Below are 14,433 nucleotides of genomic sequence, written 5' to 3' on the forward strand. Positions count from 1 at the left end.
TCGCGACTGTTTCGCGGGGGATCGGCGACCAGGACGCCCAACCAATGGCCGCTGTCGAACACGCCACGATCGCTGAAGCTGCTCCAGCACCTAGAGGGATGCTGTTTCGCCACGCTCGCATGCAGCGCGTCGCCGCGTTGTTCCTGGCGCCAGCCGCCGCGTTTCTGCTCGTTCTGATCGCATACCCCCTATGCAACGTCCTTTGGCTCAGCTTCCGTTACGCTAATCTCGTCGATCCCAGCACAGTGGGCTTCGCTGGCTTCGACAATTACGACACGATCCTGAGCGATGAAGAGTTTGCGCCCGCGCTTTGGCATACCTTCACCTGGACAGGCCTGTCGGTCGCAGGCGAATATGCTTTGGGTTTGGCCTCGGCGATCGCCCTGGCCCAACCGATCCGGGGCCGCGCTATTTTCCGCGGGATCGTCGTGGTGCCTTGGGTCATTCCCATCGCCGTCGCCGGGCTGAACTGGATCTGGCTGCTCAATCCCGACTATGGCCTGATCAACTCGTGGATGGTGCGCCTCGGCCTGCTCGCGCATCCGCGCGATTGGCTCGGCGGCATCGACACCGCCTTACTCGCTGTCACTTTTGTCAATGTCTGGCGCAGCTTCCCTTTTTATACGATTAGCATTTTGGCGGCGCTTCAAGCTATTCCTCCCGATCTGCATGAGGCGGCGGCGATGGATGGCGCTGGGCCGATCCGGCGCTTCTTAGTCATCACCATGCCGCATCTCAAAGCGGTATCGCTGACCCTGATCTTCCTGCACATCATTTGGACGGCGATCAATTTCGATTTCATTTGGGTCATGACAGCCGGCGGTCCGCTGAATTCGTCCCAGACCCTGCCGGTGATGATCTACAAATACGCCATGCAGGACCATGACGTCGGCGCCGCCTGCGCTCTTGCTTCGATGTCCATGAGCTTCATGGCGGCGATGTTCTTCATGTACTATTACAGCGTGCGGCGGAAGGGAGCGCGATAAGCGATGGTCGTTTCGCGCAGCCAAAATCTGTTTAGAGCGACGCTCACTTATGCGACGCTTATTTTCTTCTGCTTCTTCTGCCTCTTTCCATTCTTGTGGATGCTGGACACCGCCCTGAAACCGGCAGCCGAAGTTATGAGCGACCGGCCGTCCTTCCTGATCGCCGCCCCGACGCTTGAGAATTTCGAGTCCATTCTGTTTGACAGCGATTTCGCCATCTATTTTCGAAACAGTCTGATCGTGGCGATAGCTTCGACGTTGCTCACGTTGACCGTATCGGTTTTCAGCAGCTACGCGCTCAGCCGATGGGGACGCTACGCCGTCGCCAAAGCGGTTGGCGGCGCTCTGCTCGTGTCGCAGATGATTCCCGGGGTTCTCCTCCTCGTGCCGCTTTATGTCCTCATGCAGCGCCTGGGCTTGCTCAGCACCTATTGGGCGCTGATCCTGGTCTACTGCACTTTCATGATCCCGCTCGTGACGTTCATGCTGAAAGGCTTTTTTGACGGCGTTCCCTTCGAACTCGAGGAAGCGGCGGAAATGGACGGGTGCTCGCGCGTCGGCTTCATCTGGCGAATCCTGTTGCCGCTCTCCGCGCCGGGCGTCTTGGCGACGAGCGCCTTCGCTTTTATCGCCGCGTGGAATGAATTCATGTTCGGCTATGTCCTCATCAACGATGACGGCCATCGCACGCTGACGCCGGGAATCATGCTGTTCCGGGGGTCGCATCAGACCAATTGGGGATTGTTGATGGCGGCTTCTGTCCTTGCGGTTGTGCCGGTTGCGATCGCCTTTGTTTATCTTCAACGCTTTCTGGTGGAAGGTCTGTCCGCTGGCGCGGTCAAAGGCTGATGAATTTTCCCCGCGCGCCCGTCGAGTTCGTTCAGCTATTCAGGCACAGCGCCGGACCCCGCGCGAAGGATCCGCCGATTTGCTGATCGGTCCAGTCGCGCGCTGCCGCGGAGGTGCGCCAACCGACTTCCATTTTTCAGATGGAAGTCAAACCTCGATAGCGTTCGCGTCAGCCCGTCGGCGCGGCCGGATCGAGCAGGCCGGCCGCCTTCAGGTCGGACCAAAAGCCCTTGGGTATCGTGACCGATGCGTCATGGACGTTCGCTTTGACCTCCTCGGGCGTGACGGCGCCAAGCACGATGGAGACGACGGCGGGATGCGCCATCGAGAACTGCAGCGCCGCCTGGCGGATCGTCGTGTCATGCGCTCGGCAGATTTCCTCGATCTTTTTCACTTTCGTCACGATCTCCGCGGGCGCCGAGGCGTAGTCGAATTTGGCTCCCGGCTGCGCTCCTGTCGCCAAAATCCCGGAATTGAAGACGCCCGCGAGCATCACGCCCATGTTCTTCTGCAGGGCGAGGGGGAGGAATTCCTGCAGGCCAGTTTGATCCAGCAGCGAGTAACGTCCGGCCATCATGGCGACGTCAAAATCGCCGGCCTTGGCGAATTTGACGCAGGTGTCGGCTTCATTGATTCCGAATCCGATCGCCTTGACCACCTTCTCGTTGCGTAGCTTATCCAAAGCGAGATAGGCGCCGGCCATAGCTTCCTTGAAGCGGGGACCGGCTTCTTCCGGACCGTGCGTCCAGACATCGCAATCGTGAATCAAAACGATGTCGAAACGGTCCAGCCCAGTGCGCAGCAACGAATGCTCGATCGAACGCATCGCGCCATCGTAGGAATAGTCAAAGCGCGGCGCATGCGGGAAGCCGCCGGCAAATCCAGGCGAGACGACGTCCTTGCGCGGTTCCGGCTTCTTGATAAACGGGTTCATGATGCGCCCGATCTTCGTCGAGACGACGATCTGATCACGCGGCGCGCGGCGCAATCCCGCGCCCATCCGGCTCTCCGCGAGTCCGTTGCCGTAATGGGGCGAACTGTCGAAAGTGCGAATTCCGCTGGCGAGCCCCTGTTCGACGGTGCTGATGCAAGTCCTTTCGTCGAGCAGCGTGAAAAAGTCGCCGAGCGGCCCGGTTCCCAATCCGACGACAGAAAAAGCCAGATTTTCGCCGTTCCGGGCTTTCAGAATTCTCGTTTGCATGAGTAGTTCTCTCAAAGTTGTTGAAGGCTTGGCATCTTGGTGGGGCCTTGACAGGCGACGACGAGTGCGTCGGCGGCAGCGCCGTTAGAGCCGCCCTCCGAGCTCGTCGTCAATATGCGCGCGAATGATCTCGTCGAACGACGATTCGGCGCGGAAGCCGAGCGCAACGGCGCGGCGCGCGTCGAAATTGCGCGGCCAGCCCGCAACGATGGCCTCGATTTTTGCGTCGGGCTCGCGCCGTATGAGCGCGGCGGCCTTGGCGCCCGCGACACGGGTCAGCGCGGCGATCTGTTCGCCGACGGTCGCGGAATAGCCCGGCAGGGTCAGATTGCGGCGCGCGCCAAGCTGGGTCAGATCCATCGTCGCGGCGCGCATGAAGAATTCGACCGCCGCGCGTGGGCTGGCGTGCCAATGGCGCACGTCTTCCGATACAGGCAGTACGGCTTCCTGGCCCGCCAGCGGCTCGCGCAAAATATTAGAGAAGAAACCCGACGCCGCCTTGTTCGGCTTGCCGGGCCGAATGCAGATCGTTGGAAGCCGCAATCCGATTCCGTCGAAGATTCCGCGGCGCGAATAGTCGGCGAGCAACAATTCGCCGATTGCTTTCTGCGTCCCGTAGCTGGTGAGCGGCGTCGTGAAAAACTCGTCGTCGATCTTCTCGGGAAAGGGCGCCCCGAAGACGGCGATCGAGGAGGTGAAAACGACCCGGGGCCGATAGGGGGCCTTTGCCGCCTCGGCGCGGATCGCCTTGAACAGGAAGCGAGTCCCGTCGAGATTGATCCGGTATCCCTTATCGAAATCCATTTCGGCCTCGCCAGAGACGATGGCGGCAAGGTGAAAGACCATGTCCGGCCGGTTCGCGATCAGCCTCGGCGCCTGGCTCGGATCGGAAATATCAGCCGCGCGCGCATGAGTCTCGCCGGCGAAACCGGCGGGAGCTTCGGGCGTAACGACGTCGACCAAGGTCAAGCGCTGGATGGTGCGACCGCCCAACTCCCCAGTGCGAACCAGTCTTTGCGCGAGTTTGCGGCCGAGCATACCCGCTGCGCCCGTTATCAGAATGTTCATGATCAGACCTTTGCTGTGAGTAATGCGTCGTCAGGAGAGCTGGATGCGCGCGACGGCATAGGCGTCCAGTTCAATTTCGGAACTTGTCATTGGCTTCGCCAAACGATCCAGAGCATCCGGGTTCGACGCCGCCGTGACGAAACTATCGGCGTCAAGAAGCGATATGCGGCCCGTCGCTGGTCTCGGGTGAAGACTGACGCGCCTGACGTCGCCCATGAGATTGGCGAGCCATATCTCCTCGCCGCCGGGTCCAGAGGCGGCGATGGCTTGTATCTCGCGCGGCGCCGAAATCTCGACGCGCCGCAAACGGCGGCCCTTCAATCGCGCGAGGCCGCGCAAGACATGGAAGGCCGGGAGCAGACCGCCGTGCTGGTCGAACCAGGGCTGCGGATAAGTCGCCGGACTATGGACAAGGCCAAACGGTCCAACGGCGCCGCCCAAAGCGATCGCCTGCGCGCCGCCCCGAGCGAAATGGGCGAAATAGGCCAGGCTCCACGCCGCGCCGAGCAACCCGCGTTGGCGCGGGTCGTTACGATTCATCGCTTGCCGGACATTGTGTGGATTGGCCATCGGGGCTGCGCCATAAGGATTGTCGCGCATGCCTATGGCGCTGGGTCCGACGGCATAGGGGCGATCGCCAGTGAAGCCGCGAACGCTTCTGGCGATGTGGGGAAGCGATTCCAACCCTTCCGTCACCGATCGGTCATCGCCGGCGTGGACCAGCGCCGAGGTCGTGAAACTGACGAAATCGAGATCGTCGAGCGGGGGACGCTTGCGGTTGAGCTCTGTGAAATAGCTGAACATGCCGCCGCCGAGCTTCGCATGCGGAAAGGCGAGACGCGCCGCGCGATAGAGTTGATCGGCGGGCGGGCAGGGCGGCCAATCGCTGCCGGGCAATGTGCATTTCATATCAGAAGCCGGCGAGACGAGGACGACCGGGAAGGGCGAACCCAATTCACCCACAGTCTTCCCCAGCGCAGCGAGCTCCTGGGCGAAATCTCCCACTTCGGTCACTACGGCTTCCAACCAAGGCGTTGCGCCGAGCGCCGTCGCCGCCTCAAGCGATCGTTGAAGACTATTGCGATCATGGCCGCGCCGCGGATCGAAATGGCAGATCAGATGAGAGGCTCCGACGCTCGCCAGCGCCTCTGCATGGATTAGCGCAGTCTCTGCGTCGTCCGGGTCCAGGCCGAGGCCCAAGGACGGGACGGCGCCGACATGCTCCTCGACGCGCACCGAAATCGCTGTGCTTGCGCCCGTGCGAACCGCCGGCTTGCCGGAGACAGTGAGAGTCACCGTCTGATCGAGGGGCATCCCGGCGCTCAGTGCATAGGGCCACGGCCGCGCGAGCGGCCGGACATAGGTCTTGTAAGAAGCGTCCGTCCAGTTGCGCTGATCTTCCATCTCGTAGGCGTCGCCCTCCATGCGACATTCCACCGTCGCTCCGGGGGCGAAAGCGTGGCGAATGGAGCGAAGATTCATCATCGGCTGTACGGGATCGATCAGTTCGGGAAAACGGGTTTCGACGGATTTGCCCTCGACGTCGACAAGAAGCGCTTCCTTGCCCGCAAGTTCGCCGATCGGATGGAGGACGACGAAACCCGTTCGGTTAGTGACGAAATCGGTGATCGCGCGGCCATGCGCGTGAAAGCGGAGCGCGCCATTCGAATGGCCGACAATTTCTGCTGTATAGTGAAATTCCTGAGTCTCATCCTTCGCAATCGCCTGATAGACGAGGCGAAAGCTCTCCCGTTCCTCAGTGATTTTCAGATCGCTGACGACAGGATTGTAGGTGCCCCAATTCTTGTCCCTCACGATGAAGGAAATCGCCCGAATCATCTCTATTCCGCCAAAGCGGATGTAGCGCAAATTGCCGGCCTCAAGCTCCGCCGCCAGCTCTCCTGCGCGCAACATCCGCGGTGGCGGTACGAGCTGTTCCGTCCCGAACAGGCGGATATGTCGAGAAGGCTCCTCGGACATGGTTACGCACTCCCTTGTTCTGCGGCGCGGTCTATCGGCGCACCTTCGGACTCAACAGTCGCTCGGCCAGCACCGCTGCGATGATGATTCCGCCAATGGCCGACCCCTGCCAGAACGGCGAAACGCCCAAGAGATTGAGGCCGTTGCGGATCATCACCATAATGAAAACGCCGATCAGCGTGCCAATGATCGTGCCGCGGCCGCCATAGAGGCTGGCGCCGCCAATCACAACGGCCGCGATCGCATCGAGCTCCAATAAATTGCCGGCGAGCGGATCGATCGAGAGGATCTGCGCCGACATGAGAGTGGCGGCGACCGCGGAGAGGGCGCCAGAGATCACGTAGGGCAATATGCTGTAAAATAACACGCTGAGACCGGCCGTGCGCGCCGCCTCGCGATTGGAGCCCACCGCATAGATCGTCCGGCCGCCCTTCGTATAGGTCAGATAGGCCCAGGCCAGCGCGTAGAGCGCGAGGAGGGTCAGCACGTTGCTCTGGATGCCGAACAATGTCGTATAGACGAGATCGTTGATCTCGGGCGGAATGTCGGTGATCGAGGTTTGGCCGGAGAAAATATAGGCAAGACTCCGGCCGATCGCCATGACGCCCAGCGTGATGACGAAGGCGGCGAGGTCGAAATAAGCGATCAGGAATCCTGAGAAGAGCCCGATGGCGGCGCCGGAGAGCACCGCCAGAAAAACGGAAACGGGAATCGGAAAATGGTGAAGGGAGAGACCGAGGACGACGCCGGTGAGGCCGGCGACCGAGCCGACGGAGAGGTCGATGCCGCCGGTCAGGATGACGAAGGTCATGCCGATCGCGACAATGCCGACCACCACGGATTGATCGAGCAGATTGAGGAGATTCGCGGTCCTCAAAAAATACGGCGATAGTATCGAAAGAGCGATCGCGATGACCAGCGCAAGACCGAGCATCCGCACCTCGAGACGCGAAAACGCCTTGAGATATGAGCGCGGCGCGCGGTTCATCTCGGGGGCGGTCGAACGCGTCGTTGGCGTCATGCGGGCTTCAATCCTGAAATTCAAACGGCGGCGCGAAATCGCTCGATGATAGACGCGCGAAGGGTGGAGGCGGCCGGAACGGGCTGATTGGGACCAAGCACCAATCCGATAGATCCCAATTCGTGACCGCGATGGCTTTTAACGTCGACCAAAAGGCTGCTGAGACCATTGCTGGGATCAAATACAAATTCATTCGAGCGAGCCGACAGCGCGACGCCGATCGGCGTCTCCTCGAAGCGAGCGGTTGAACCGGCGCGAAACCCGAGATCCGCCGCCGGATTGGCGGCGACGCAATTGAGGCAGAACATTCGCTTCTCGTCTAGTATCGCCCAAAAGGCGGCCCCGTCATGTTCCGCCGCAAGATCGCGAAGAACTCGCTGATTGCGCTCCATCGAACTGCGGGGCGCGGCGAGCAGGGTGAGCTTCTCTTCGTCGAGATCGCCGCTCGGCACATCGGCGATCGAGAGCCCGTCGCTGATGACGACCACGCGATCCGCCAAGCCTAACAATTCCTGGAATTCCGAGGAAATGATCAAAATAGCCGCGCCGCGCGCGGCAATCTCGCGCAGAATCGCATAGATCGACGCCCGGGTTCCGATGTCGACGCCTTTGGTCGGCTCGTCGAGAATCAGAACCTTCGGCTCCAGCAACAGCCAGCGCGCGATAATAATCTTTTGCTGCATGCCGCCAGAAAAATTCAGGAGATTGTCGTCGTCGAGCCGGTCAGGCGACAATTCCAGCTTCTGTAGCAGATCGCGGATTTTCTCATCGAGCGAACGATATCCCAGACCAAATCCGCGGTACGCTCCCAAATGGCCAAGCAGGAGATTTTCGCGCACGGACAGGTCGGGGACGATGCTTTGCCGGCGCCGGTCCTCGGCGACAAATCCGAGGCCTGCGCGAATGGCGTGAGCGGGCGAACGCGGGGCGAAGGGTTCGCCGTCCATCAACAGATCGCCCCCTGCGCGCTGACGCAGTCCGAAAAGGATTTCCGCGACTTCCGACCGGCCCGCTCCGACCAGACCGCCTAAACCCAGAATCTCGCCGCGATGCAGGTCGAATGAGATATCCCGGACGAGCGGCGGCGCTCGAAGGCTGCGGGCCGAGAGGATTGGGTTCTCCTGGATCGGTTTCGGGCCCGTTGCGCTGGCGAATATGGCGCCAAGATCGCGGCCGACCATCAGGCGCACGAGTTCGGTCTGATTGAGCGAACTCGTCGGGCGCGAGGCGGCGACCGTCCGACCTTCCCGCATGACGGTGATCTCGTCCGAAATGGCGAAGACCTCCTCGAGCCGATGAGAGACGAACACGATCGCGCAGGCCGCCTCTTTGAGCCGGCCGATAATGTCGAACAGACGCTCCACCTCGCTGGGGCTCAAAGAAGCGGTCGGCTCGTCGAAGATGATAAGATTGGACTTGAGCGCCAGCGCCTTGGCGATTTCGACGAGTTGGCGCTGCGCGACGGAAATATCTTGCACCTTCGAATCGAGCGAGACGGCGCGATCTTGGCCGAGGTCGGCGAGGATCTCGTCCGCGCGACGACGCATCGAAGAAAAGGAAAGCCGTCCGGGACGACGAAGCTCCGGCAGGAAAATATTTTCGACGACGGACAGATCCGGAGCCAGACTGGTTTCCTGCATCACCATCGCGATTCCGGCGTCGAGCGCGTCGCGAGGCGATCTGAAGTCGAGCGGGCGCCCTTCATAGAGGACCGTTCCGCCATCTCTGCGCACGTGCCCGGAGACGACACGCGATAGCGTCGATTTTCCGGCGCCGTTCGCGCCAAGCAGCGCGTGAGTCTGGCCGGCGCGCAGCGTCAAGCTCGCGCCGACGAGCGCTTTCGTCCCGACGAAGCTCTTCGTTATGTCTCGGGCCTCAAGGAGAATGGAGCCGGAAGTGGCCATCATTTGCGCGCCAGATGAAGCCGGCCGGGGGTCAGTCCGGCCGGCCGCGGTTTCAGGGTAATTCGTTGGCGAACACGGTCTGCTTGATGGTCGGCAGGATTTGATCGATGTTCTTGCTCGTCGCAACCACGATGGGGACAAGGATTTCTTTCTCCGGCTTGCCTCCAGAGAGCGCAGTCAGCAGCGACTCACCTGACTTTTCCCCCATGAGGTAAGGCTGCTGCATGCCCGAGGCGACAATCTCGCCTTTTTTCAGCAGGTCGACGAAATCGGGGATGCCGTCAAACGCGGCGACAAGCAGAGTGCCTTCCCGATGCCCGGCCTTGATCGCGCGCAAGGCGCCGATCGTCGGCTGGTCGGTCTGGATGAACATCCCGCGCATGTCGGGATTGGCGGTCAGCATGTCCTGCGTGAACTTGAACGTTTCGTCGGCGGTATAGGACTGCATCTGCTGCAGCCCGGCTTCCTTCGTGATGCCCGCTGCCTTCATGGCGTCGCGAAATCCTCCGGTCCGCGCCTGGCCGTTCTTGCGAGCCTGGGAGATCGTGATGAGGCCCACTGATCCGTCGGTCCACCCTTTTTCCTTGAGCGCCTCGGCGAGCGCCTGGCCGACGCCATGCGCGCCCTCCTTGTTGTCGGAAATCACGAACGAGACATATTCGCCGCTATTGGTGCCGATGTCGGCGACCACGACGGGAATATGCGCCCGCGCCGCGAGGGCCAGAACGCTCGGCGCGGTCGAACTGTCGGTCGGCGATATGGCGATGCCCGCGACGCCGCGGGCGATAGCGTCCTGCGCATTCTTGAGTTGCGTGTCGGCGCTGTTGTGAGAATCGAGCGCCTGATACGCGTATCCGCCCTTCTTGGCCGCCGCTTCGATCCCCTTGGAGAGATAGCGCCAGAACGGCAAATCGAGACCGGGGGTGAGATAGACGATCTCTTTGGAGTCCGCCCGGGCGGGGTAGACGCTGCCGAACCCTAGGCCAACCGTCGCCGCAATGGCGGCCATTGTCGAGACGAGTATGCGTCGATTCATTTTCGTTTCCTCCATTTGGCCGGTTGCGCCGGCGGTTAAACTCTTATTCTCTCAGCCGTTCCCGTCGTTTCGCCGGGCTACGGTCGAAAGTCACTCGCTTTACGGATCCGATTTCGTCGCGCTCGCATCCATAATCGCGACAGTCGTCGAATAGATGCGGTCGATATGACGCCCGAACGCCGCAGTGACCGCGTCGGAATCGTGCGCGCTGAGGGCGTTGAATATCTCGACATGATCGCGATAGCTCCTCTCGATCGCGCCCGGTTGAGACATTGCGATGCGGCGATGTTCGAGCATGAACGTGTAGAGATCGATGACGAAGTCCGCGAGCAGCGGATTGACCGAGCAGCGATAGATCGCAAGATGGAATTCGCGATCGCAGATGAGGAAGTGAACGGGGTCCTGAGCTATCTCTTTTTGAATCGCCAGCGATCGTTCGAGCCTTAGCAAGGTCTCGTCGTCGATTCGGTTCGCCGCTTCGGCGACGACGGCGCGCTCAACGAGCAGCCGAGCGCCATGGACCGATTCAATGTCGTAAGAATTGATCGCGCTCGGGCTCGTGACCCCTATTTTTTGCGTATCGATTTTCTGGCTGATGACGCGCGTTCGCGCGCCATGCGAAACCTCCAGGATGCCCTTGGCGGCAAGCGTCTGGATGGCGCCCCTGATGGTTTCCCGGCTGACCGACAGCAGCGAGGCGAGCTCCCGCTCGCTCGGCAATTCATCTCCCAGATGTAGGATGCCGGAAGCGATCAGCGAGCCTAGCTTATCGCTTATTTTCTCCCGGACGGTGTGCTTGTTGATCTCGGCCCAGACTCCCGGAGCCTGGGAGAAAACAGGCTGAGGTTTGAAGCGAGCGGGCATTGGAAAGGCGGACCAACGTAAATCTGAACCAGTGGTCGGATGACCAAACCAGTTAGATCACGCCAAATAGCGCGCTGTCAATTCCGAACGCGATATTCCGACGGCGCGAGTCCAAACGAATGTCTGGCTGAATTGTCGAGGACCGATAGCCCACCAGATTCTGCGCCGGCGGCGTTGAGACGGCAGCGCCTTCCTGCTGTCGAGAGCCGCAGTCTTGGCGCCGCCTCTCAAGACCGCATCGGGACTCTCAATAAGCTTCTTGGGATATCGAGGCCTTCAACCCTCTTCCGTTCGAAGAGGCATAGCGAGCGCTCGGGGACCGACGCGCGAACGCGCTGTGAGGAAGAGCACGATCAACGTCATCGCGTAGGGCAGCATCGCATAGAGTTCGCTTGGCAAGCCATTGGCGTGGCCCTGTAGCCGCAAGCTCAAACTCTCGAAGAACGCAAAGAGCAATGCGCCGAATACTGCGCCAAGCGGCGACCAACGGCCGATGATGACGACCGCGATTGCGATATAGCCGCGCCCCGCGGTGACGCCGTCCGAATAGGACCCGAGAAAGCCAATGGTGATCGCCGCGCCGCCAAGGCCCGCCATCGCGCCGCCGAACGCCAAGGCGAGTAGCCGCGTGCGCACAACGTCCACGCCGCGCAGCGCGGCGGCGACGGGATCGTCGCCCGCCGCCTTGATCACCAAGCCGAGGCGGGTGAAACGCAGCGCAAGGAGCGTGGCCGCGAGCAGGACGAGGCCTGCGTCGGTCAGGACGCTTTGCGCGAAGAACACCGGCCCAACGAAAGGAATGTCGGAGAGAAAGGGGATGCGGATCGTCGGGGCGAGGGGCACGAAGGGCATGGTCTGCCCGGTAGGCTGCCAGAGCTGGAACGCGTAAGTCGTCATGCCGACGCTGATGAGCGCGATCGCGATGCCGGTGACGATCTGATTGGCGCCGCCTTTGAGAACGGCGGCCCCCATGCCAAGGCCCAGCGCAAGCCCGGCAAGGGCAGCGAGGAGCAGTCCGAAAGGCCAGCCGGCGAGGCTGGCGCCGACGACGGCGGCGAAAGCGCCTGCCGTCATCATGCCGTCAACGCCGAGATTGAGCGTGCCGCTGCGTTCGACGATCGTCTCGCCGACCGCGGCGAAGACGATGGGCGTCGCCAGGCGCAAGGCGCCGCCGAGCGTCGCCTTCCAGAAGGCGGCGTCAAGCCCCATGATGGCGTCCGGCGCGGTCATCGCGGCAGTCCTCCCGCTGTCTCCGGCAAACTCGGAGCGGCGCGCGCGCGGCCGTTGAAGGCGAGCGCGGCGACGAGAAGCAGCAATCCCTGGATAACGATCGAGAGCGAAGAGGGCACGCCCGTGCCTGTCTGCAGGCCGTCGGCGCCGGTCGTGAGCGCGCCGAGCACCAGCGCCATGGCCAGAATGCCGAGGGGCCGCAAGCCGCCGAGCATGGCGACGAGAATACCGGAAAAGCCGAGCCCGCCGCCGACGCTGGGATAAAGCGTGCCGGCGACGCCCGCCACCTGCATCCAGCCAGCAAAGCCCGCGGCGGCGCCCGCAACGAGCATGGTCGTCATCACGGCGCGCGGCTCGGCAACGCCAAGACGCGCGGCCAGCGCGGGGCGGATCGCAAACGCGTCATAGACGAGCCCGCGCGGCGACCGCAGCCACCAGCCGAGCAACAAGGCGGCGACGGGCGCTGCGACGAGGCCGGCGTGAAGCCGTGTTTCGCCGATCAGCTTCGGGATCAGCGCGGCGGCCGGCAAGGCGTCGCTGCGCGAAATGGCGACGACCGCATGGGCGCCCAGGCTCGTCTTGAGGAGCAACAGCAGCCCGTAGCCCGCGATGTAATTGAGCAGCAAGGTCGAAAGCACCTCGTTCACGCGAAAATAAGCGCGCATGACGGCGGGGATGACCGCCCACAAAGCGCCTCCGGCGACGCCGGCGAGGAGACCCGCCGCAAGCAGGACGGCCGCAGGGGCCGCGCCGATTGCTTCTATCGCCGCCGTCGCGGCAGTGGCGCCGGCGATGAGCTGTCCTTCCGAGCCGATCGTAAACACGCCAGCGCGCACCGCCGGCGCCACGCCGAGCGCAACGATCGCCAGAGGCGTCGCCTGAATAAGGGTTTCGGCAATCGCGTAGCGTTCGCCAAACGCGCCGTCCGCCATCGCGACAAGCGCCGCGAGCGGATCGGCGCCAGCCGCCATCACCAGTCCGGCGGCGATCGCCAGGGCGAGAGCGAGGCCGAGGATGAGACGCGCCGCCGGCCGATCGAGCGAAAACCAATCCCGCATCACTGATAGAGGCCCGGCGGCGGATCCCAGCCCGTGAGCGCGTGGCGGCCGATCTCGGCATTTTTCCAATCGACGGGATCGTGGAGCGAGAGCGTGCGCGCATTGCGCCAGAAGCGATCGAATCCGGCGCTCCGCGCTGCCGCGCGCGTCCCCATAAGAGCGTAGATTTCCGACGTCGCCCGGATCGCCGCGCGCGATGCGGCCGATTTTGCAGCGTAGATCGGGATCGCCACCGAAGTGCGGTCTGTTTCGCCGTGCTCGTAGGCGTCGAGGAGATCGCCCGTCGTCAGCGTGATCGCATAGGCGGCCGCAAGATCGGCGGTCAATTCGCCGACGAGGCGGCGCACATAGGGATCTTCGGCAGCATTGTCGACGCCGGCTGACGGCCATGGGCGGCTTTGCGTTCCGACGAAGACGCTCGCGGCGCGAATGGCCGCAATTCCGATGCCGATAAGGACGGCGGCGAAGCCCGCCTGATAGCGCAGCGACGCGTGAAGCGGCGCCAGCTCGCCGGGCCTATTGGCGCGCCAAGCGGGATCAGTCTCGACATTGGAGAAGGTGATCGTTCCCGAATCGGTCGCGCGCTGCCCGAGCGCATCCCAATCGCGATGGATATCGACCCCCGCCGTCGATGGGGCGACGAGATTGAGCTGGACGCCGAGCAGCGGATTGTCGGCGGCGCCTTCGGCTTTCGGATTGAAAGCCCAGACGGCGATGAGATCGGCCTCCGCGGCGCCCGTCGTATAAATCTTTCGGCCATTGATGAGGAAACCGCCGTCGGGACGAGGTAGCGCGGTCGTGGCCAGGGGATCGTCGACCTTGCGTCCGCTCTCGGCGACGGCGAGCCCGAGGATCGCGTCTTCCTTCAGAACCGCTCGCGCGAGGCGCGTCCGCAATTCCTCCGGCGAATAGACGAAAATCTCACGAATGAGCTCATCGTGAATCTTATAGATTTGCGCCACTGCGGAATCGGCGGCGCCGAGGCGCACCTGCGCTTCAAGCGAAACGCGATGCGGAACGCCGAGACCGCCATAGGCGGTGGGCACGACCGCCTTGAGAAAACCCGACCGTTTCAGCGCCGCGATCGAGGCTGTCGGATAGCGTCCGCGCGCGTCGTTCTCAACGGCGAGCGGCGCGATTTCAGCGTCAAGCACGCTCTGCAGCTCAGCGACAAGGCGCCGATGTTCAGGCATAAGGCCGCTCGGCGGGAAAGCGCTGCCCAACAGGGGCGAAAGC

At 62.5% G+C, this 14,433-nt stretch carries 12 protein-coding genes; 2 read left to right on the plus strand and 10 right to left on the minus strand.

What is annotated here, in order from left to right:
- Positions 1 to 44: 44 nt before the first annotated feature.
- Both GSQ90_RS09715 and GSQ90_RS09720 read left to right on the plus strand, forming a co-directional pair.
- Positions 45 to 986, plus strand: a complete 942-nt coding sequence (locus GSQ90_RS09715; RefSeq protein ID WP_158814637.1) for a carbohydrate ABC transporter permease — start codon at positions 45 to 47, stop codon at positions 984 to 986.
- Positions 987 to 989: 3 nt separating this feature from the next.
- Positions 990 to 1,835, plus strand: coding sequence for a carbohydrate ABC transporter permease (locus GSQ90_RS09720; RefSeq protein WP_158814638.1), 846 nt, complete (start codon positions 990 to 992; stop codon positions 1,833 to 1,835).
- Positions 1,836 to 2,004: 169 nt separating this feature from the next.
- Here the strand turns inward: GSQ90_RS09720 and GSQ90_RS09725 are convergent, their stop codons facing one another.
- From GSQ90_RS09725 to GSQ90_RS09770, 10 genes are all read right to left on the minus strand, one after another.
- A complete protein-coding gene (locus tag GSQ90_RS09725) occupies positions 2,005 to 3,036 on the minus strand; it encodes an aldo/keto reductase (protein WP_158814639.1) in 1,032 nt (343 codons plus the stop codon).
- A gap of 84 nt (positions 3,037 to 3,120) precedes the next feature.
- Positions 3,121 to 4,104 (minus strand): D-erythronate dehydrogenase, encoded by a 984-nt coding sequence (gene denD / locus GSQ90_RS09730; RefSeq protein ID WP_158814640.1) that lies wholly within the window; start codon positions 4,102 to 4,104, stop codon positions 3,121 to 3,123.
- 30 nt (positions 4,105 to 4,134) lie between these two features.
- Entirely contained in the window at positions 4,135 to 6,084 is a 1,950-nt protein-coding gene (locus GSQ90_RS09735) for a hypothetical protein (protein WP_158814641.1), read from the minus strand.
- A 31-nt stretch (positions 6,085 to 6,115) separates the two neighbouring features.
- On the minus strand, positions 6,116 to 7,105 hold the full coding sequence (locus GSQ90_RS09740; protein WP_158814642.1) for an ABC transporter permease: 990 nt from the start codon (positions 7,103 to 7,105) through the stop codon (positions 6,116 to 6,118).
- A gap of 20 nt (positions 7,106 to 7,125) precedes the next feature.
- On the minus strand, positions 7,126 to 9,012 hold the full coding sequence (locus GSQ90_RS09745) for a sugar ABC transporter ATP-binding protein (protein WP_158814643.1): 1,887 nt from the start codon (positions 9,010 to 9,012) through the stop codon (positions 7,126 to 7,128).
- A 49-nt stretch (positions 9,013 to 9,061) separates the two neighbouring features.
- On the minus strand, positions 9,062 to 10,045 hold the full coding sequence (locus GSQ90_RS09750) for a substrate-binding domain-containing protein (protein WP_158814644.1): 984 nt from the start codon (positions 10,043 to 10,045) through the stop codon (positions 9,062 to 9,064).
- Positions 10,046 to 10,144: 99 nt separating this feature from the next.
- The gene (locus tag GSQ90_RS09755) at positions 10,145 to 10,909 is read right to left on the minus strand and encodes a FadR/GntR family transcriptional regulator (RefSeq protein WP_158814645.1); all 765 of its coding nucleotides are present in this window, start codon (positions 10,907 to 10,909) and stop codon (positions 10,145 to 10,147) included.
- A gap of 276 nt (positions 10,910 to 11,185) precedes the next feature.
- Positions 11,186 to 12,139 (minus strand): ABC transporter permease, encoded by a 954-nt coding sequence (locus tag GSQ90_RS09760; protein ID WP_158814646.1) that lies wholly within the window; start codon positions 12,137 to 12,139, stop codon positions 11,186 to 11,188.
- Positions 12,136 to 13,197 (minus strand): ABC transporter permease, encoded by a 1,062-nt coding sequence (locus GSQ90_RS09765; RefSeq protein ID WP_158814647.1) that lies wholly within the window; start codon positions 13,195 to 13,197, stop codon positions 12,136 to 12,138. Before GSQ90_RS09765 ends, GSQ90_RS09760 begins: the two co-directional genes overlap by 4 nt.
- The gene (locus GSQ90_RS09770) at positions 13,197 to 14,390 is read right to left on the minus strand and encodes an acyl-CoA dehydrogenase family protein (RefSeq protein ID WP_210254872.1); all 1,194 of its coding nucleotides are present in this window, start codon (positions 14,388 to 14,390) and stop codon (positions 13,197 to 13,199) included. The genes GSQ90_RS09765 and GSQ90_RS09770 overlap by 1 nt, the downstream gene beginning before the upstream one ends.
- Positions 14,391 to 14,433 lie beyond the last annotated feature (43 nt).

Source organism: Methylocapsa sp. S129, from assembly GCF_009765995.1.
Taxonomy (GTDB): domain Bacteria; phylum Pseudomonadota; class Alphaproteobacteria; order Rhizobiales; family Beijerinckiaceae; genus Roseiarcus.